This window comes from Rufibacter tibetensis, assembly GCF_001310085.1.
Lineage (GTDB): Bacteria > Bacteroidota > Bacteroidia > Cytophagales > Hymenobacteraceae > Nibribacter > Nibribacter tibetensis.
The window spans coordinates 1,663,945-1,685,019 of sequence record NZ_CP012643.1; the positions used below are offsets into that span (position 1 = coordinate 1,663,945).

The window sequence follows — 21,075 nt, forward strand, 5'->3', positions numbered from 1 at the left end:
CTCTTCCCCAATCTCCGTATATTTTCACAAAACAAGGTACAAACCCCAGACTGGAGAGCCTTTCCAGAAGCAGGACCAGTCCTGCAGGCCAAGTCTACTGAAACTCCATGCGGAGGCTATGGGAAACTTTTCTACATTTAAGAAGCCAACTCTGTCCTGCACTGGCTTGCTGGCTTGAATCATCTCTCAGAACACGCTTACCGCCTATTTTCCTGAAAACACCCTAGAAACTAAACCAACTACTGGTCTATGCCACTCCTGCTGATTGCCCTTGCCGTACTCGCATTGCTGATTCTGATGATCGTTTTCCGGCTGAATGCCTTTCTGGCCCTGATTCTGGTAGCGCTGGGCCTGGGCATTGCCGAAGGGATGCCGGTGAAAGACGCAATTACCTCGGTGCAGAATGGCATTGGCAGTACGCTTGGTTCCATTGCCTTGATCATAGGTTCTGGTTCTATGCTGGGCACCCTCATTTCAGACAGCGGGGCCGCTCAACGTATTTCGTTGAGTTTAATTAAGAAGTTCGGGATAAGGCATATTCAATGGGCCATGATCTTGACTGGTTTTGTGGTAGGTCTGCCTATGTTCTACAATGCGGGTTTTATTCTGCTGATTCCGCTGGTGTTTAGCATTGCCGCCTCTACGGGGTTGCCGCTTTTGTACGTGGGCATTCCCATGGCAGCGGCGCTTTCGGTGACGCACGGCTACTTGCCTCCGCACCCCGGTCCTACTTCCATTGCCGTCATTTACAAAGCAGACATGGGCCTGACGCTCATCTATGGGGTCATTGTGGCCATACCCTCCATCATCATTGCCGGACCTATCTTCACGCGTTTTCTAACCAAGTACAAAGCCAGTCCGCCCGCCGGGTTGGCTCCCCCTAGAATCTTCACCGATGAGGAAATGCCAGGCTACGGCGTGAGTTTCTTCACCGCTGTTTTCCCGGTGGTACTCATGGCTGTGGCTACGTTGGCCAATGCCGCCCTGCCACCAGAATCTGTTCTCCGGAAAACGCTGGACTTTGTGGGTGATCCGGCCATTGCCTTGCTCCTATCGGTACTGCTGGCTATTTACACTTTGGGGTTAAGCCGGGGCCGCAAGATGGATGATTTGATGTCGTTGCTGACAGGCTCAGTGAGCAGCATTGCCATGATCATGCTGATCATTGGCGGCGGCGGCGCCCTGAAACAGGTACTGGTAGACAGCGGCGTAGGCGATTACATTACGGCACTGGTACGCGACCTGTCGCTCTCCCCTTTGGTGCTGGCCTGGAGCATAGCGGCTTTGTTACGGGTATGTTTAGGATCGGCCACGGTAGCCGCCATTACTACTGCAGGCATCACCTTGCCCATGATTGCCACCGGCGTAAGCCCAGAACTGATGGTGCTTTCCACGGGCGCGGGCAGCCTGATGTTCTCGCACGTCAACGACCCTGGCTTCTGGATGTTCAAAGAATACTTCAGCCTCAGCATTCCAGACACCATTGCCACTTGGTCCATCATGGAAACATTGGTATCAGTGATCGGTTTATTAGGCGTGTTGGGGCTGAATGCTTTCATAGGTTAAGCCATTCACATACTCCTTAAACTTAGGACACAAGCCAAGTTTCAAAGCAGGGTCTAACATCCACCAAGGCTTTTAAGATGTTTTCAGGAAATATGCCCGAAAACCGTTCCCTTCTATTGCAGAAGATTTATGATGGCTTACCCCAACTGTTTTGCTATAATAAAACAAATAAGTAAATTCATTCACCTGCCCTCCCGCTCTGCTTTGATAGCGTCTTTGAAAGAATTTTGCTTAGCGGACAACCTGGTAGTAGCCGCTCTGTAAACCTTCTGCACGCGTAAGAGCGCCTCCGTGAGTTTCATCTGGTAAAGAATAAAAATCAAGAAGAACGGCTATGAGAAAGCTTCTAATAGTTTGCGCACTTTTAACTTCAGTGTTGTCTTCCTACGGCCAGGTAACTCCTCCTCCTGAGAAAACAAGCGCGGAATTACTCCAGTTAGGCCGGTCTCAAACTACCGCCGGCTGGATTTTTGCCGCAAGTGGGCTTGCCTTATTAGTGGCGGGAGCGGCCACTCACCAGAATGTACTTGAGCAATGGTATCTGGATGAGGAAGCAGACAATACCATGTCAAACGGAATGATGGGGCTGGGAAGCGCAGCTATGGTAGGCAGTGTGTTCTTCTTTTTATCAGGTAGCCGCAACAAAGATAAAGCCGCCTATCTGGAGATGACCAGCCACCTCACCCGAACTCCCCAGTTAGGTGCATCAGGATCAAAAGTGCAGCCCGGCATTTCCCTCAAAATAACCTTCTGAGTTCTTCCTCAGCAGGTAGCAATCTCTTATGCTTGTGTCAATCTTTAGGCTGCCCAAGCGGTTGCCAATGCCGTTTGCCCAACCAGAAAACGGGTAATAGAGCAATTTGCTTTGTCTAGGCAAGTCTAAATTTAAACTGTTTGGTGAGCAGTTGTGCATACTTTCACCAGATAACTCATCACCCTCAAGTCAACTTGGTTGCTAAACCAGCACAGAGACAAAATCCTTTTTTCATCAGCTTAAATGCCTTTTACCTCGTAGCATAGAGAACGGCCTTTCTAATCGAGCAAGGCTGTACGTTGTTTTTAAAGCATTTTTAAGAAACCAGGATGAAAGTAGAGATATGGTCTGATGTGGTTTGTCCTTTTTGCTACATAGGCAAACGCAGATTTGAGAAGGCGCTGGAAGCCTTTCCGGCGAAAGAGAAAGTAGAAGTAGTCTGGCGCAGTTTCCAGTTAGATCCCGACCTGAAGTTTGTGCCTGGCCAATCGGTGCACGAGTACCTGGGCAAACGGAAAGGCGGCACTACGGCAGACGGCAAGAAAATGAATGACCAGATGGCTGCCATGGCCAAAGAAGTAGGCCTGAACTATGACTTTGACAAGGCCATCATCAACAACACCTTTGACGCGCACCGTTTAATCCACCTTGCTAAAAACCACCAGAAGCAGGACGAGATGAAAGAACGGCTGTTTGAGGCGTATTACACGCAAGGCAAAAACGTGGGTGATCTGGATACGCTGGTACAACTGGGCGAAGAAGTAGGCCTAGACGGCGCAGAGATCAGACAGGCCCTGCAAAGTGATGCCTACGCGCAGGAAGTGCAGCAAGACATCTATCAGGCCCAGCAGGTAGGCGTGCGCGGCGTTCCCTTCTTTGTGTTCAATAACAAGTACGCCGTCTCTGGTGCGCAACCCACTGAGTTGTTCCAGGAAGTACTGGACAAGGTATGGGACGAAGAAAAACCCCAGATCATTAGCGGCGAAGGTGCGGGCTCCTGTTCCATTGACGGCACCTGTGATTAACACATAACCCAATTAAAAACTAACACTATGAAAATACTCATTGTTTTGACTTCGCACAGCGAGCTAGGAAATACCGGAGAGAAAACCGGCTTCTGGATAGAAGAATTTGCCGCTCCCTACTACGTATTCAAGGATGCCGGCGCAGAGATCACCCTGGCCTCGCCCAAAGGCGGACAACCACCTATTGACCCAAAAAGTGATGCCCCTGAAAACCAAACCGAAGCTACCAAGCGCTTCAAGGAAGACCAGGCGTTGCAACAACTCCTGGCCAACACAAAAAAGGTGAGAGATGTATTTGCAGAAGATTTTGATAGCGTCTTTTATCCCGGTGGACACGGTCCACTATGGGACTTGTATGAAAGCCCGGAATCGGTGCAGTTGATTGAGGCTTTCTGGAAGAGCAAGAAACCCGTAGCCGCCGTCTGCCACGCGCCCGCCGTCTTGCTCAACGTGAAAGACGAGAATGGCGAGCCTTTAGTGAAAGGCAAGAATGTGACCGGTTTTACCAACACCGAGGAAGAAGCCGTGGGCTTAACCGAAGTAGTGCCGTACTTGCTGGAAGATGAATTAAAGAACAAAGGTGGGCACTATTCCAAAACCAGTGATTGGGGCGTGCATGTAGTAAAGGATGGTTTGCTGATCACCGGTCAGAACCCGGCTTCGTCTGAAGAAGCGGCGCACCAACTACTTCAACTCTTAAACAAATAAGCGGCCTATGAACCAGCAGGAAGAGAAAAAGAACGCGTTTCCTTTGTTATTCTCTGAAGGAAAACTGGGCAATTTGCACCTGAAAAACCGGGTGGGGTTGGCTCCTATGACCAGAACGTCAGCGGACCCCGATGGCACTCCCAATGAGGCCATGAAGAAGTATTACACCCGCTATGCGCAGGGGGGCTTCGGCTTACTTATCACCGAAGGTACCTACCCCGATGAACTGCACAGCCAGGGATACTTGAATCAACCGGGCATCACGAACCCAAAGCACATAGCTGCCTGGCAGGAGATCAACCAGAGCGTACAGGCAGCCGGTGCTAAGATCATTTGCCAGATCATGCACGCGGGCGCCTTGTCACAGGGCAACCGGTACAAAGATTACACTATTGGCCCCTCGGCAGTGACACCCAAGGGAACACAGATGGAATTCTACGGCGGCAAGGGAGCTTTCCCCACACCCAAGGAAATGACGATAGAAGACATCCAGTCGGTGGTAAAAGGCTTTACCCAGGCGGCAAAGAATGCTGTGGAGGCTGGCTTTGATGGCATTGAAATTCATGGCGCCAACGGGTACATCCTGGACCAGTTCCTCACCGACTACACCAATCAGCGCCAGGATGAATACGGCGGAGATCCGGCCCGTAGGGTACGACTGTTGGTAGAAACGGTGCAAGCCTGCAGAGCAGCGGTGGGCAATGACTTCCCCATAGGAATTAGAATCTCCCAAACCAAAGTGAATGACTACACCCACTCCTGGGCAGGTGCCGAAGAAGACGCCAAGGTTATCTTCACTGCGCTGGGTAACGCTGGCCTGGACTTTATTCACGTGACTGAACACCACGCCGATAAACCTGCCTTTCAGGAAGGAAGTCCTACGCTGGCAGCCCTGGCCAAAAAATACGGCAACCTGCCTGTAGTGGTCAATGGGCACCTGGACACCCCAGAAAAAGCAGAAGCCATGCTGCAAACCGGCGACGTGGATGTGGTTACCCTAGGGAAAACCGCCCTGGCCAACAAAGATTGGGTAAACAAAGTAGCTGCCGGCCAGCCCTTGGATGAATTTGCACCAGAACGCTTCTTTGTGCCAGACGCCAAAGTAAAGGAGTTTGAGCAGTAAAAAGCAGGATCTTTGACATAGGTAACTACCCATAAAAAGGGGTGCCCTCTTTCCAGAGGGCCCCCCTTTTTATTTCAGCTTCTTTTCCTGATTTCAAGCAAGAAACGTAGTGCTTCACAATTGCAGATTCTCCCCTTGAGGGGAGCGTAGAGGGGTGTTTACACCTGCTGGTCCAATAATGCTGAGTATATATTTATCTGTAGTAGATAAAGCATAATGTTATTCAGCAATACTTGTTCTCCTGTGTACACACCCCTCTGCGCTCCCCTCAAGGGGAGAATCTCTTATATCAACTTCTTACTTCAGCGCTATTGTTCCTTCCACGGTTTTCTTGCTTTTCTTGGTAGCGGCATCTGGCTGGCTTCCGCCTACACTGATGGTCACGTTACCCGGCACGTGCTTGGCGGTGCCGTCCTCGGCAATTAAATGAAGGTCTTGCGGACGCAGTGTAAAGTTGACCACCTTGCTCTCGCCGCGTTTCAAGGCAATGCGTTCGAAACCTTTCAGAGCTCTGATTGGGGTTTTAAAACCGTTCTGCTGGCGCGTCAGGTATAGCTGCACTACTTCTTCGCCGTCCATTTTACCGGAGTTGGTCACGCGCACGCTTACCTGTACTGGGCTGTTCACCTGGGTATTTTTAGGCATGTCCAGTTTGTCATAGGTGAAGGTGGTATAGCTCAGGCCATATCCGAATCCATACAACGGTTGCCCTTTGAAGTAGCGATACGTGCGGTTGTCCATGGAGTAATCCCCGAAGGCAGGCAGATCCTGATCGCTTTTGTAGAACGTCACCGGCAGACGTCCGGCCGGGTTGTAGTCGCCAAACAGCACATCGGCAATGGCCGTACCCGCCGACTGACCAGCGTACCAGGCGTTCACAATAGCCGGAATGTTCTGGGCTTCCCATGGCATGGCAATAGCACTACCGGTCATCATCACAAACACCACCGGTTTGCCCGTGGCTTTGAGCGTCTTCATCAGGTCGGTCTGTACTTTGGGCAGCAAGATGGATGTACGGTCACCGCCGTTGAAGCCGGGCTCATTTACCTTCATTTCCTCGCCTTCCAATTGCGGTGAAATTCCACCCACATAGATGATCGCATCGGCGTCCTTTACACGGTTGGCTATGGCTTTGAAATCTGACTTGGCGAAGTTACCAGCCCGCAGTTGGATAGAAGCTTTGCCGCCGTCTTGGTTATATTCTACCACTAAACGGTATTTCTGACCAGCCTTGGTGGGCAGTTTGTAGCTCTTCGCGCCCCAACGGTTTCGGGTCCAGGCGTTCAATTGCTCTTTGCCGTCTACCAATAAACGATAGCCGTCATCGCCTTCTACTTCCAGGGTAATAGAACCGGTGGTAGCAGCAGTGTAGTCGGTGGTGTAACGGGCTGAGAAGTTGTAGGCTTTCATGTTGCCTACCACGGTTTCGCCCTCCTGCCAGAAATTGTTAATGTCTGCTTCCTGACGGGTAGTGACAGGTTGGCCTTTCAGCTCCATGTTGTTGAAGTACTCAGCTTGCACGCCGGGCTTGCCTTCAAAACTCAACTGCGGGGTAATATTGGTGTATACCAGCAACGTGTCTTTGGTGAAGGTAGAAGCGCGTTCATACACTACCTCAGTACCAGCACCTACTTTGTTTTTGATACCCTGCAAGGCGGTTACAATCTCAGACGGCAAGCCGTTGTAGTTTCCAAGCACCGCAATCGGGTTGTCAGCGTTCGGGCCTACTACGGCAATCTTCCGCAGGTTCTTTTTAAGCGGCAGGGTGTTCTTGTCGTTCTTCAGGAGCACCATAGACTGTTGCGCCATTTTAAGTGAGTGGGCTTTGTGCGGAGCGCTTTCCAATACACTCACCGGCGTCTGTGCGTACTTCACCATGGCTACCGGATCAAACATACCCAGCTTAAACCGAATGGTGAACAAACGCTTCACCGATACATCAATCATGCGCTCTTCAATTTTTCCTTGCTTTACGGCTTGCACCAAGGCTTTGTAGGCATCAGTTCCGCAGTCAATGTCGGTGCCGTGCATCACAGCGTCGGCCGAGGCCGAGGCAGCATCTGGATGGGTTTTATGGTTTTTGAAGAAGTCGTCAATAGCCCAGCAGTCAGACGTTACGTAACCGGTAAATTTCCACTGGTTGCGCAGGATGTCGTTCATGAGCACGTCTGAGCCGCAGCAAGGCTGACCTCTAAAGGCGTTGTAGGCGCACATCACGCCGGCTACTTTGGCATTCACCACCAATTCTTCAAAAGTAGGCAGATACGTGTCCCACAGGTCATAATTAGTTGCTTGGGCGTTGAACACGTGGCGCTCCGGCTCAGGCCCACTGTGTACGGCGTAGTGCTTGGCGCAGGCTGCCGCTTTCAGGTACTTGGGGTCATCGCCCTGCAAGCCGCGCACAAAGGCCCGGCCCAACATGGCCGTCAGGAACGGGTCTTCGCCGTAAGTTTCTTGCCCACGACCCCAGCGTGGATCCCGGAAGATGTTGATGTTGGGCGTCCAGTAAGTCAAACCCACGTAGCGCTGGCCAGATTTCCCGTCGGCAATGGCTTTGTTGTAAATGGCGCGACCTTCCAGCGCGGAGTAATCGGCCATGACCTGTAGAGAAGTAGTGTCAAAGGTAGCAGCCATGCCGATGGCCTGCGGATAAACGGTTACTTTGTAAGGCGTGCGGGCTACACCGTGTAGTACTTCGTTCCACCAGTCATAAGAGGGAATACCCAGACGGTCAATAGCCGGGGCGGCGTTCAACATCTGGGCTACCTTTTCTTCTAAGGTAAGGCGTGAGACCAGGTCGTTCACCCGGGCTTCAATGGTGAGCGAAGGGTCCTGAAACGGATAGGCATATTTCTCTTCTTTACTGGAAGTAAATGCCAGTATGCCAACGATGGCACAAAAAGAGAGTAAAACATAGACTTTTTTCATGAATTCCGGAAAAGAGTGGTTATGCGATCTAAATTCGGGAAAATATTCAACATTTCGGTGCATTAGTAGAGAGTTTCCTTCCTAATTCATGCTCTTTTTGCGACAACTCTGCTTGTCTTCCTTTTGAGCCTGCTTTGGAAAAACTACGTCAAAACCACTTACCGAATTTTATCCTTTTATAAATTTTAGGTTCTTCTAGTCTGCATAAAGTAGTTGGTAAAGGCAGCTTTGACAACTTTGAATTACTTACATATGAAAAGTAAGCAGTATGCGCTCTCCTGTGTAAACACCCCTCTGCGCTCCCCTAAAGGGGAGAATCTGCTCGTATAAGCTGCTTTATACGGGTATAAATTCCAGATCTACCGTGCAGAAAGACCTACTCCAGTACTAATGAATATCAAACTTCTGTCACAGGAGACATAAATAAAGAAAGTCCCTCTTACCGCTAAGGGTAAGAGGGACTTTTATAGAATAGAAATAAGAGGGAAAAAGCAGCTATCCTAGGAACACCACTTTGACTCTCTACTTCTTGATGGTATTGAGAACCAATTCCGTTAAGAAGTCTACCAGTTGATCTTCCTGGGCCAGGTCTATGTTCGTGAGCGAAGGCAGATGCTTGGCGAAGAAAACCTGCTGGTGGGCACTTTCTGAGACTGTAGACACCAATGAATCGGGGTACTTGTACTCTGGGTTAATTTCCAGAATAATGCTCGCAATACGTTTGTTCAGCCGTTTATAACTCAGAAAGAACCCTTCCTTGTTGTTTTCATCTACTTCTTTGGTGAGATACGCTTTGGCAGACTCGGCAATCACAATTTTTTGGAGTGTTACCTCATCAATGTGGGCGAAATCCATGTCGTTCTCTATCCGTCCGGACAGAATCTGGATGGCGACTCGTAGCCTCTCTTGCGGGGAGGCAATATTAGAGGTTGCAAACACCAGGCGATATTCCAGCCAGCTCCAGTACCAGGAGATCAGGTACACCAATAGATGGTGCTTGCTTTCAAAATACCGGTAAATGGTAGCTTCAGTAATGCCGATCCGCTCTGCCAGCTTTTTGAACGTAAAGCCCTCAAGACCCAGCTCCTCCATCAGCTTGATGCCGTGTTCAATGATCATCCGGCCTTTCTCAGAGCTCTCAGGGTCTTTGAGGTATACTTTCTCCTCTACTGTAATCTTAATGTTAGCCAGCAGATTCTTCATGGTGTAAGCTCCCTTAGGCCACCTCTTGGCTGTAGAATTCTACCGCGCCAGACTTCACATCGTACATGCCTCCTACAAGGCCTATCTCGCCATTCTGGATCATTTCACTCAGAATAGGGCTTTTTTCTTTGATGAGCTGCACGGCGCGTCTAACATTTTCTTGGGCCACTAACTCTACAAATTCTTTGTTTTTAGAGCTTTTCTCTCCTATGTAATCAACAGCCTCTACAGAAGGAGTAATTTTATTCACTAATCCGGTAAGATTGCCCAATTCTACGTGATCGCAAGCACCTTTGATGGCCCCGCAGCTGGTGTGCCCTAACACCACAATGAGTTTTGAACCCGCCACTTTGCAGGCAAACTCCATACTGCCCAGTATGTCTTCATTTACCACGTTACCGGCAATACGGGCATTGAAAACATCACCTATCCCTAAGTCAAAAATAAGCTCTGAGGACGTGCGCGAATCTATGCAGCTTAGAATGATAGCGAAGGGATGTTGGCCTTCAGCAGTTTCTTCTACCTGCTGCAATAGGTTGCGGTCTGCCTTTGTATTACTTACAAAACGCTTATTTCCTTCTTTTAAAATGTTAATGGCATCTGCGGGAGTTAGCTTTTGCTGGGTCTCTTTGGTGTACGCTTTCATGTTTTATTTAGTGATTAGTGGAAATTACAAACTTACGCTGGTGGCATTGGCACGCTGCCTTCCTTGTGTCTCTTTGAAAGTGATGCTTATATGTTTCATATGAGCATTTTCTTTGAAGTCCTCGATCAATTCTTTGACGTCATGATCAACAAAAGCAGATTTTGAATAGTCTATTACCAGGTCTGCTCCCTCAGGAATCTTACGCAGGGCCTGCATGATGTTGCCTTTGTTCAGGAACGTTACCTCCTCAGCCAGCACAAGATGGTATTGGTCTTTGCCTTCTGGCGTTTTCTCCTGGTGCAACAAGTGAGACACTTCGTAGCTGTTCTTCAAAATAAAGAGCACGGCTACTGCCATTCCAATGCCTATACCAGTGAGTAAGTCTGTGAAGACAATGGCGATAATGGTGACAATGAAGGGCAGGAACTGCATCCAGCCGGAGCGGTACACACTTTTAAACAAAGCTGGTTTGGCTAGTTTATACCCTACTGTTAATAAAATGGCCGCTAAACTGGCCAACGGAATCATGTTCAGAACCCCCGGGATAGTGAGCGCACAAATTAAAATCAATACTCCGTGGGTGAAAGCGGCAAGCTTGGTTTTACCACCAGACTGGATGTTGGCAGAGCTACGCACAATTACTTGGGTCACAGGCAGACCGCCTATCAATCCTGCCACCATGTTGCCTACGCCTTGGGCTTTAAGTTCACGGTTAGCGGGGCTAATTCTCTTGTATGGGTCTAATTTATCCGTGGCCTCCAAGCAAAGGAGAGTTTCCAAACTAGCCACTACGGCCAGCGTACCTGCCAGGAAAATCACTTCATAGCTTAAAATACGGCTGAAATCTGGACTGGTGAACTGCTGAAAGAAGCCACCTAAGCTTTCTGCCACCGGCAGCGAAACCAAGTGGTTGCTGCGTAAAGCTAACTGCGGATAATAGTTCTGAAACAAAATGTTCAACCCGATGCCCAGCAGTACTACCACCAGTGGCCCCTGGATGAGCTGGAAAATTCTTCCTTTTTTGGAAAGCACCTGATCCCAAAGAATCAGGATAAACAAAGACAAGCCACTAATGATGACTGCTGAAGGCGATACCGCATTGAGCATCTGGAACAGTTCGGAGAATGTATTTTCCCCATCAGGCTGTCTAAAATGCACATTGCCCTCAAAATTCTGATCGTAACCAAAGGCGTGCGGAAGCTGCTTCAGGATAATGATCACCCCAATACCTGCCAGCATTCCCTTGATCACTGAGGTTGGAAAATAATACCCGATGCTGCCCGCTTTCAGAAAGCCCAGGGCCAACTGTATAACCCCAGCCAGGAAAACAGCTGACAGGAAAACCTCAAAGCTGCCCAGTTGGTCAATGGCGTTAAGCACGATCACGGCCAGACCAGCCGCCGGCCCACTTACCCCCAACTGCGAGCCGCTAATCAGGCTGACCACTACGCCACCAATGATTCCGGAGATGATACCGGCAAACAAAGGAGCTCCGGACGCCATGGCAATTCCTAGACACAAGGGAACTGCTACCAGAAAAACGACCAGTCCGGCAGGAAAATCGCTTTTTAATTCTTTAAAGCTAAGCATAAGTCTTTAATACCGTTTTAATGTTGATTAAAAGTGTTTTAATATTTATTAAAAGTAATACTATAGCTCACCAAAGTAAAACTATATACCCCAGATTTGCAAGGAAAGTTCCGCGTTAAGTGTAATTGAATAAGACCAAAAAGCAGAAATGCGGCTTACCTCTTTTAAAAGGATTGGCCGCATTTCTGCTTACGATTTAACTGAAAATAGTTGGGATATAGGCAAGGGACCGAGAAAAAATCCCCACACTCCTACCTCTATTCTTGCCTTAAACCGGTACTGCCTCCAGAATAGAGACATCGGCAACCGTGGGAACCATACGAGCCAAGCGGAAGCCCGACTGTTCAAAAAGATGCTGGTATTCTGGCAAGCTGCGCTGTCTTCCTCCCAACAGGGCCAGCATATGAATGTCCAGCATCTTTGACCAGTGTGGCCCTTGGTCTGGCGAGATCAGTTGTTCTATCACCAACAGTTTGGCTCCCTCTGGTGCTGACTGCCGGATTGCTTTCAGAATTTTCACGGCCTCCTCGTCTGCCCAATCATGGATGATTTCCATGAGCAGGTACCCGTCACAGGCAGGCAGTGGATCTTTGAAAAAGTTACCCGCTTGCAGCTCTAGGCGGTCAGAAGCCAATTCGCTTGCGTCTTCTACCACGTTGGGCAGATCAAACAAGATCCCTTTTGCATTTGGTGCCTTCTGCAGCACTGCGGCCAGCAAATGCCCCCTTCCGCCGCCTATATCACCTATGGTTTCAAAACCACTGAAGTCATAGGCAGCCATTACGCCCGCTGCTTGTCCAAAACTCTTGGAGGTCATAGCTGCATTAAATATTCTGTTCTCCTCTGCATGGGTGCCAAAGTAATCCCAGAGCCCTTCGGGAATGACCTTCTCAGCTGCCGGACGGCCCGTTTGCAGACTATGCTCCAACCCCTCAAAAATTTGCCAGAATACCGGCAACCCGAACATCTTGGCAAAAGCTTTTAAGGATTGTGGATGGTCCTGGCGTAAAAGACGGGAGGCTGCTGAGTGCTTAAAAGCCCCTTCGTGAACTTCAAAAACACCATGGGCTGCCAAAAGCCGCATCATTCGCGCCAGCGCCTCTGGGTGCACCTGTAACTCAGCGGCCAGTTCTTCAGCGCTGCGTGGAGTTTCCTCCAAATGGTCGGCTAAACCTATGCCAGCTACTACGTGCAGGCAACGCGCTACACAGTAGCCGCCCGCCAGTTGTGCCAAAGTATCAAACGGATTAGAAGAAGTAGAAAGAGAAGCATCCATGGTATAGCGTTTTAGAGGGAAACAAAATGCTTACCAATCTCTCAGGAGAAGGCTTATTAAAGATACTATTTAATCTTATTTATTTAACATAGCTAACATATGAATATCATGATTTGAAGAGAGATTTGAAGGTATATTATAGAAATAGGCTTTGAAACACTTGCCTGAAGAGGTGAAAGCCCAAACAAACGCTTTCATTCATTTCATTAAGTTAAAACTATCACTACCTTAGGGAGCTACTCGCCGTTATCTCCTGTTCCCCAAGCAGATAACCAGAACACTCTTCTGCGCTCACGCTTAAAGTACTTCCAGCTTTCTGTCCTTCATTACTCATGAAAAGAAGCAGATTTCAGGTATTCTTTTGGCCTTGGTCCCCTTGCTTACTTTTACCTCTCTTGGGCACAACACCTCCATCAAGGGAAAGACGCGCCTTTGCACATCTCCTATCCCCTTCCAAGAAGGCAGATGCACCTCTTGTTATTTTTTCATTTCACCTAACCCAATACAGTCATGCTTAGAACTACTCGCTTTCTTTTTGTCATGGTTTTGCTGCTGGGGTATTTGCCTCTAGCGGCGCAAACAAACAAGTTACCTGCGCTGATTGACCGGGAAATCTTCTTCGGGGACCCGGAAATTGTGAATGCCCAGATCTCGCCTGATGGTTCTTTTATTGCCTTCATTAAGCCTCACAAAGGCACCCGCAATATTTGGGTAAAGAAGCGCGAAGAACCCTTTACTGCCGGCAAGCCCATGACCGCCGACACTACCCGCCCAATTATCAATTACTCCTGGTCCAGAGACGGGAAAACGCTGCTGTACGTGCAAGACAAAGGCGGCAATGAGAACTTCCATGTCTACGCGGTGCAGCCCTCCCAGAAGCTGGAGGCCGGACAAGAGGTACCCACCGCCCGCAACCTCACCAACGTACCCAATACCAGAGCCATGATTTACCTTGCTCCCCGGTCAGAACCCAACATCTTGTATGTAGGCCTGAACGAGCGCGACAAGGCCTGGCATGATTTGTACCGCCTGGATCTGGCCACCGGCGAAAAGACGCTGGTGCGCCAGAACACCGACCGCATTACCGGCTGGACCTTTGACTGGAACGATAAATTGCGCCTGGCCACCCGCTCCAAGCCAGACGGCAGCTCTGAGATTTTGCGGGTAGACGAGAAAGAACTACAGCCCATTTACAGCTCCACCATTTTTGAAACGAGTGTTCCAATAGGGTTTCACAAAGACAACAAGCGTTTCTACCTGAGAACCGATAAAGGCAACCGCAATCTACAACAACTGGTGCTGGTAGACCCGGTCACCCTAAAAGAAGAACTGGTAGAAACTGACCCTAAGAACCGAGTAGACGTGGGCCAGGTGCTCCTTTCCGAAGTGACCCGCGAGCCTATCTTTATCGCTTACCAGGATGATAAAATGCGCCGTACCTGGAAAGACAAAACCTATGAAAAAGACTTCAGCACCATAGAGAAGAAGTTTCCGGGCCAAATGGTTCTCCTGGGTTCCTCCACCAAAGATGAGCAGTACTGGATGGTGAATGTCCTCAGCGATGTAAACTCCGGAGAGGTGCACCTCTTTGACCGCAAAACCAAACAACTCACCTTTCAATACCGCCCCCAGCCTAAGCTACCGGTGAATGATCTGGCTACCATGCAGGTCATCCGTTACAAATCTTCTGATGGCCTGGAGATACCCGCCTACCTTACCTTGCCTAAGAACTCTTCAAGAAAAAATCTACCCTTAGTAGTAGTGCCGCACGGAGGTCCCTGGAGCCGTAACGTATGGGGCTTCAACAGCTATCACCAGTTTCTGGCTAACCGTGGATATGCGGTGCTATCGCCTAACTTCAGGGGCTCCACTGGTTTTGGGAAAGAATTCCTGAATGCGGGCAATAAAGAGTGGGGCCAGAAGATGCAGGATGATATTACGTGGGGCGTAAAACACCTTATTGCGCAGGGCACCGTTGACCCTAAACGGGTAGGCATTATGGGAGGTTCCTATGGAGGCTACGCCACCCTGGCAGGACTGGCCTTTACCCCTGACGTGTATGCCGCTGGCGTTTCCATTGTGGGTCCGTCTAACCTCAACACCTTGTTGAACACCATTCCGCCGTATTGGGAAGCTGAAAGGAAAAAGTTTGCGGAGCGCATGGGCGACTTGACTACCCCCGAAGGCAAAGAACAGCTCGCCCGCCAGTCACCGTTGAACTCCGCTGACAAGATCAAAGCACCGCTCATGGTAGTGCAGGGCGCCAATGACCCACGGGTCAACAAAGCCGAATCTGACCAGATTGTGATCGCCCTTCGCACCCGTGGCTTTCCGGTAGAATACCTGGTGGCCCCAGACGAAGGCCATGGTTTCGCCCGCCCCGTGAACAACATGGCCATGCTGGCCGCCGCCGAAAAATTCCTGGCCAAACACTTAGGCGGCCGCTACCAGGAATCTATGTCACCCGCTGTGGCCACGCGCTTGAAGGAGATCACCGTTGATGTGAAAACCGTAGCGCTTGCAGCACCCAAAAGCGAGTAAAACAAACGGCTAAAGACTTTCAGTCTGCTTACTGCCCAGCTCAGGTTTTCTTCTGGCATGCTTTCCCAAATAGCTGGGCAAAGCACCGCCTTAGGAGAACCTGAGCTGTTTTTTATTCCTTCTAAGCCAATGATGCTTGTTGAAGTATGATCATTGAGACGTATTTCTACCTCTATTTTACTGCGACTGGTTGTGCAAAATCATCACCGAGTAATGTGACGCTCATCGGAAACCTTGCCCATCAGCATGCCGTGAACCCTACCTGAAGGAGCCAGGCTTTAGGTCTGTTTTCCAGAAAATCGAATCAAAACCCACTAACTCTAAGAAAAAACAGACGCCCGTCATAGTGGTAACCTGTTTCTGGGCTGTCTTGCAGAAAACGGGGCTAAAACAGGAGAAGCAAAAAAGCGGGTAGTCTTGCCAGAAGCTTACGCATCGCGGCACTTCCGCTTTCTTCTTAGGACCCTTGTCCAGACAAGGGTATTTCACCTCCGTTTTGGTACACGTCAGGCAAAACTCCTTTTCGCTTTATTCCAGGTGTACCCTTCGCTTTAAGGTTGAATTTCATTTCTGATTCATAAAACTGCAGGTGATGCAATTGAAAGCACTTTTCACAAACTGGACCAAGGTAGCAGGTTTGCTGCTCATGGCAGGCGCGCTGGCCTGGACCATAAAATTGGGGGTGATCATCTCCACCAATGGCAGAATCATAGATACCGGAGCCGCGGCCTTTCTCATGAAAGCAGGCATCCTATTGCTGGTGGCAGGGTCCACCGGAATAGGTCACCGGTTAAGTCTTCATCAACCCGTTTGGGTCAAGGTGCTTGCGATCATTCTTTCAACGGTGGTTGTTTTCGGCTTGTTTCTGCTGTTTGCGAAAGTCGCTTCTTCCCTCCTGGTGGCACCCTTGCTGGAAGGCAGTAACATCTGGTATGCGCAGCAGGAGGCACCCATCGGCATGGCCGTGTTCTTTTTCCTGATTGTGGGGTTCCTGCTTTACAGAAGCTACAGATCAGTTGCCCGTTAGTCTTTCTCTTTTTCCTTAATACCCTGTTTCCTTCGTCATTTTTTTAAGCTAAATCTATAAAACTATCATGTTCCGTAAAATCTTGAAGTGGACAGCCCTTGTCTTGGTTCTTCTTCTTAGTGGGATAGCGGTTGCTACCATGTTCCGGCAGCACCTGACCTATGAAGCCCCTTACCCTAATGTGAAGACCTCCACAGATCTGGCCATGATAGAGAAAGGCAAGCACATTGTCATGGTAGAAAAAGCCTGCGTATAGTGCCATAGCTCTGCGCTGAACATAGAGGTGCTGAAGAAGGGCGAAGAGCCTTCCCTGGTCGGAAACAAAAAAGTGGAGACACCCTTCGGCACCATTTTCACCACCAACCTCACCCCTGACCCCAAGACCGGAATAGGCAAAATGACCGATGCGGAGATTGCCCGTGTCTTGCGCTACGGAGTAAAACCAAACGGCGAGGCAGTACTTCCTTTCATGCAGGGACAGGACATGAGCGACGAAGACCTGGTAGCCGTCATTTCCTATCTCAGATCCATCAAACCAATCGAGAACAAAGTGCCGGACCACGAGTTCACCCTGCTGGGGAAATTTGCCAGAGCCTTTATGCTGAAGCCTGCTGCTCCTGAACCAACCGAAAGCCTGGCCAGGAAATAATAAGGGCTGGCCACAAACTTCAGGGATACACGGTCCTGAAAAGCCGGGCCGAGCCAAGGAAATTAAATAGAGTGTAGAGCATACACAAAAGCCAAAGCCTCTGCCAAAAGCCGAGGCTTTGGCTTTTGTGGGTATATTACTTCCCGTTTTCTGCTGAGAATAGCCCTGCCTGGGCTGTAGCTTCTTTAGACCCGTTTACCAAATTGAAATCACTTCATATGCCATCCCTTCTCCGCACCCTGCTGCTTTTCTGCTGCCTTCTTTATAGCCTGGCAGGGCGGGCACAAACCACGCAGGGAATCATTGAACCTGAGCCGGTGGGTGGCACGGTAGATCTGGCGCTGGTGTACTATAAGATCAACTTCACTCAGGAACAGCGGCAGTACCTGACGGAGAAATCCATTGAGTTAATTTTTCCCATCAGTGCAGAGGGGAAAGCTAAGCTGGAGAAGATAAACGGCGTCACTGATCCCGTGATTCTGGACAGTCTGGTGCAAGCATCTGCCCGGGTGCCGCGCTTTCGGCCCAAAGAGGTGAATGGAGTAAAACAAGCGGCGGTATACTTCTATCCCTTGCGCTACCCCGCCTACGGCGGAACCAGGCCCATCTCCAGATTTGACGAGATGTACCGGTACCATACGGCCAAGCTGGAAGATCTTGAGCACGTTCACCTTTCGGGCAAGCGCCTGGAAATAGTATTTGGCTTTATGGCCAACTCGTTCTACGGGAAAGCCGCCGAGTACCTGGAGGCAGGCGGAGGCATGAAAGTGGAACTGCAGTATGTAGGCAAGAAAGGCATAGGCAGTGGCCTGATCATGGACTTCTATGGCAATAACTTAAAGAAGCCCTACCCCATTGCCTCTACCCGCGAACAGAACAGCGGCCCACCTACGCTCCTGGTAGGCATGGGGCTCAACAAAGCCCTGGTACGAAAGGAAAGAAAGGAGTTGTTCGTGCAGGCGGAACTGGCGTTGGCCTTCCATAACGTGACTCCGCGCCAGGGCGATACGGATGAAGAGTACACCCAGTTTATTGGCGGAGGTCCCGGACTGGTGGCCCATTACCTGCTGCAGGTAGGCAAATCTAAACCTAGTGCTTCCTACGGCACGCCCGCGTTGTCTAAGCACTACGTGAACCTGCACGCGGGCCTCCGGTCTTTGTACTACTCCCAACGCGAAGCCTCCGGCCTGATGGTGGAAGCTGGTATCTCCTACCGGTTCGGCACCCACATGGTAGACAGCTATCAGTGGAAACAGAAGCCGTGAGGAATCATCAAAAAAATCGTTTTGCACCTGTTTCCTGAAAACGAGGCGTAAAACGATTTTGTGAGTTAAGGCAGGACGTAACAAGAAGGCTACTTTTCTGAAAGAGCCTGAGCGCCTCTCTTTACCTCTCCTACTTCAGAAAACTGGAGGCTAAGTTGGCTTTCCTGGGCATCTGTTTACCTTCCTGTACAAACATAAGCAAGAGGATCTGGGTTAAAGGAAATATCCATTCACCTAAACCGGTCTGTAAGATGCAAGAAACTACTACCTCCATCGGAAATTTATCTTCTGGTTTACTGCGGGTAGCTGAGGAATATTGGGAGAGGTTCCTTTTCCTGTTGCCTAATATCATCCTCGCTATTCTGATCTTGTTTGTGGCTTTGTGGCTAGCAGCTAGAATAAGGCTCCTGCTGGAATCAAGGTTAGACAAGAAGTCACATAACCAGATTACCACCCGGTATATTGCCATGATTGCCAAATGGGCGATTACGCTTTTAGGGCTGATGCTGGTGCTGCATACCTTAGGTTTAAGTGGCGTAGCCGGTGGGATCTTTGCTGGGGCGGGGGTTTCGGCACTGGTGGTGGGCTTTGCTTTCAAAGACATTGCCGAGAACTTTTTGGCCGGACTTATCCTGGCCTTCAATCGTCCCTTTGAGGTAAATGACTCTATCTCTGTGAATGACTTGACCGGCAAGGTGCTGGATCTGAGCCTGAGAACCACCCACATCAGGACCTTTGACAGCAAGGACATTTTTATCCCCAATGGCACCATCCTAAACTCCTCCGTCACCAACCTCACCTACAACGGACTCATCAGGATGGATTTTGTGGTGGGCATAGATTACAACGACAACATACAAGATGCCATTGACCTGATTGAGAAAACGACGTTAGGCATTGATGGGGTGTATAGAGAAGACCCTCCTTATGCACTGGTGGAGGAACTGGCCACCAACACGGTCAACATCAAAGTATTTTTCTGGGTAGAAACGGATGATTACAAGAAAGGAGCTCTTCTCTTAAGAGGCAGAATGATGCAGGAAACCGCCAAAGCCCTGCTGGGAAATGGTTTCGGGTTACCAGCCAACATCCAGGAATTGAAACTATATGACTACCAGAAGTCTATTCCGGTACAGATGATGCAACCCGCCGAGGAGCAGTAATCTTTTTTTAAAGGTCCTCTCAGCTTTCTCTTAAAGCCGGTAAACTCACCAAAACCAATTGACGGAAGAGAAGTTGTTTTGTACTTACTTTCACAAAAAGAGCCCGAAAAAATATTTTCGGGCTCCTTTTGTTTTGGCGCAATGTAGAAGAACTTGGCTGCACTATTTTTTAGGTGAGCTTCAATACAGAGGAAATTAAATATGACCTTCCATAACGTGGCTCCGCTCACTCCTACCGCGAAACCTCCGGCCTAATGGCCGAAGCCGGCATCTCCTACTGTTTCGGCGCACCCACATGGTGGAAACAAAAGCAGTAGAGAGTTGAAAGCCCGTCTGCATTGGCCTTGTTGATAGATGCCTCCGCATAGATTGATCATCCACATATGGATATATTTTTAACCCTGAATAGAAAATGTAACTTGCTAATCAACTAGTGAATGGGTGAGACGGTTAATGAAAACTTGCTGCTTATTTACTTTCTAAAACTGCGCGAAGAAGCGGAATGAAAGAGTTGGAACCATACAATGGATTAATTAAGCAAATTGGCGAGTTGCTCCAAGCCGGGCGTGCACAGGCGGGACGGGCCATCAATACCATTCTGGTGCAGACCTATTGGCAGATTGGCAAGCACATTGTAGAATTTGAGCAGGGCGGAAAAGCGAAAGCTGAATACGGTTCTGAGTTGTTAGACCGACTTTCCAAAGACCTGACCTTTGCATTCGGAAAAGGCTTTAGCCGATCAAACTTGGTTTACATGCGGAAGTTCTACATGGCCTTTCCAAATAGTGAGACGCTGTCTCACCAATTAAGCTGGAGCCACTACTTTGAAATTCTGAAAGCTGACAACAACCTTGAAATCAGTTTTTATGCAAAGCAATGCGAAAAAGAAAACTGGAGCGTGCGCGAGCTGAAACGCCAGATGAAAAGCATGCTGTTTCACCGGGTAGCTTTAAGCAAAGACAAAACGGGTGTTTTGCAAATTGCCGAACAAGGTGCCGATATCCAAAAGCCTGCTGATATCATCAAAGACCCATACGTATTTGAGTTCTTGGGCATTCCGCAGCAGTACCAGTACAAAGAAGACGAACTGGAAGAAAAGCTAATCCGAAATTTAGAGGAATTTCTGTTGGAGTTGGGCAAAGGCTTTGCTTTCATTGGCCGCCAATATAAAATCAGTCTGGCTAACCGGCATTTCTTTGTGGACCTGGTTTTTTACCACCGCATTCTCAAATGTTTTGTCTTGATAGACCTGAAGCGCGGCGAAATAGAACACAACGACATCGGGCAGATGAACCTGTACCTGAACTACTTCGCCAAGGAAGAAAACGTGGAGGGCGACAATCCACCCATCGGGATTGTATTAGGCGCTTACAAAGACCACATTTTAGTAGAATACGCCACAGAAAACATCAGCAACCAGCTTTTTGTAAGCAAATACCAACTCTACCTCCCCGATAAAGCTTTGCTTTCAGCGGAACTTGAAAAATTGTTAGAAGGATAGTAGTAAATCAATCCTTTATTGGCCAATTATACTTCAACCACATACTATGTTTGTTAACCCGACTCCAGTTATTAGTCATTTTTGGTTGTAAACAGGATGTTTTACTCTAT

General features: G+C 49.2%; 17 protein-coding genes. 12 read left to right on the plus strand and 5 right to left on the minus strand.

The window, feature by feature from the left end; all coding sequences use genetic code 11:
* Positions 1-249: 249 nt before the first annotated feature.
* The 5 genes from DC20_RS06440 (at position 250) to DC20_RS06460 (ending at position 5,176) form a co-directional block, all read left to right on the plus strand.
* Positions 250-1,566 (plus strand): gluconate:H+ symporter, encoded by a 1,317-nt coding sequence (locus DC20_RS06440; protein ID WP_062543075.1) that lies wholly within the window; start codon positions 250-252, stop codon positions 1,564-1,566.
* A 334-nt stretch (positions 1,567-1,900) separates the two neighbouring features.
* On the plus strand, positions 1,901-2,320 hold the full coding sequence (locus tag DC20_RS06445) for a hypothetical protein (RefSeq protein WP_157593073.1): 420 nt from the start codon (positions 1,901-1,903) through the stop codon (positions 2,318-2,320).
* Positions 2,321-2,649: 329 nt separating this feature from the next.
* Positions 2,650-3,345 carry a DsbA family oxidoreductase gene (locus tag DC20_RS06450; protein ID WP_062543077.1) on the plus strand — a complete coding sequence of 232 codons (696 nt, stop codon included), beginning with the start codon at positions 2,650-2,652 and terminating at the stop codon, positions 3,343-3,345.
* Between the two features lie 27 nt (positions 3,346-3,372).
* Positions 3,373-4,053 carry a type 1 glutamine amidotransferase domain-containing protein gene (locus DC20_RS06455; protein WP_062543078.1) on the plus strand — a complete coding sequence of 227 codons (681 nt, stop codon included), beginning with the start codon at positions 3,373-3,375 and terminating at the stop codon, positions 4,051-4,053.
* 7 nt (positions 4,054-4,060) lie between these two features.
* Positions 4,061-5,176 (plus strand): NADH:flavin oxidoreductase, encoded by a 1,116-nt coding sequence (locus DC20_RS06460; RefSeq protein WP_062543079.1) that lies wholly within the window; start codon positions 4,061-4,063, stop codon positions 5,174-5,176.
* Between the two features lie 297 nt (positions 5,177-5,473).
* Here DC20_RS06460 and DC20_RS06465 read toward each other — a convergent pair whose 3' ends face one another.
* The 5 genes from DC20_RS06465 to DC20_RS06485 form a co-directional block, all read right to left on the minus strand.
* Entirely contained in the window at positions 5,474-8,104 is a 2,631-nt protein-coding gene (locus tag DC20_RS06465; RefSeq protein WP_062545840.1) for a glycoside hydrolase family 3 C-terminal domain-containing protein, read from the minus strand.
* Positions 8,105-8,626: 522 nt separating this feature from the next.
* The gene (locus DC20_RS06470; RefSeq protein WP_062543080.1) at positions 8,627-9,307 is read right to left on the minus strand and encodes a TetR/AcrR family transcriptional regulator; all 681 of its coding nucleotides are present in this window, start codon (positions 9,305-9,307) and stop codon (positions 8,627-8,629) included.
* 13 nt (positions 9,308-9,320) lie between these two features.
* On the minus strand, positions 9,321-9,953 hold the full coding sequence (locus tag DC20_RS06475) for a carbonic anhydrase family protein (RefSeq protein ID WP_062543081.1): 633 nt from the start codon (positions 9,951-9,953) through the stop codon (positions 9,321-9,323).
* Between the two features lie 24 nt (positions 9,954-9,977).
* Complete coding sequence (locus DC20_RS06480) at positions 9,978-11,543, minus strand: SulP family inorganic anion transporter (protein ID WP_062543082.1); 1,566 nt, start codon at positions 11,541-11,543, stop codon at positions 9,978-9,980.
* Between the two features lie 268 nt (positions 11,544-11,811).
* On the minus strand, positions 11,812-12,819 hold the full coding sequence (locus DC20_RS06485; protein ID WP_062543083.1) for a methyltransferase: 1,008 nt from the start codon (positions 12,817-12,819) through the stop codon (positions 11,812-11,814).
* 510 nt (positions 12,820-13,329) lie between these two features.
* Between DC20_RS06485 and DC20_RS06490 the strand changes: the two genes are divergently transcribed.
* From DC20_RS06490 to DC20_RS06520, 7 genes are all read left to right on the plus strand, one after another.
* Entirely contained in the window at positions 13,330-15,360 is a 2,031-nt protein-coding gene (locus DC20_RS06490; RefSeq protein WP_062543084.1) for a S9 family peptidase, read from the plus strand.
* Between the two features lie 598 nt (positions 15,361-15,958).
* Positions 15,959-16,387, plus strand: coding sequence for a hypothetical protein (locus DC20_RS06495; protein WP_157593074.1), 429 nt, complete (start codon positions 15,959-15,961; stop codon positions 16,385-16,387).
* 67 nt (positions 16,388-16,454) lie between these two features.
* A complete protein-coding gene (locus tag DC20_RS06500) occupies positions 16,455-16,643 on the plus strand; it encodes a hypothetical protein (protein WP_062543086.1) in 189 nt (62 codons plus the stop codon).
* Positions 16,644-16,670: 27 nt separating this feature from the next.
* Positions 16,671-17,036 carry a c-type cytochrome gene (locus tag DC20_RS06505; protein ID WP_062543087.1) on the plus strand — a complete coding sequence of 122 codons (366 nt, stop codon included), beginning with the start codon at positions 16,671-16,673 and terminating at the stop codon, positions 17,034-17,036.
* A gap of 218 nt (positions 17,037-17,254) precedes the next feature.
* Positions 17,255-18,301 carry a hypothetical protein gene (locus DC20_RS06510; protein WP_157593076.1) on the plus strand — a complete coding sequence of 349 codons (1,047 nt, stop codon included), beginning with the start codon at positions 17,255-17,257 and terminating at the stop codon, positions 18,299-18,301.
* Positions 18,302-18,552: 251 nt separating this feature from the next.
* Entirely contained in the window at positions 18,553-19,464 is a 912-nt protein-coding gene (locus DC20_RS06515) for a mechanosensitive ion channel family protein (protein WP_062543089.1), read from the plus strand.
* A gap of 502 nt (positions 19,465-19,966) precedes the next feature.
* On the plus strand, positions 19,967-20,965 hold the full coding sequence (locus DC20_RS06520) for a PDDEXK nuclease domain-containing protein (protein WP_062543090.1): 999 nt from the start codon (positions 19,967-19,969) through the stop codon (positions 20,963-20,965).
* Positions 20,966-21,075: the final 110 nt, after the last annotated feature.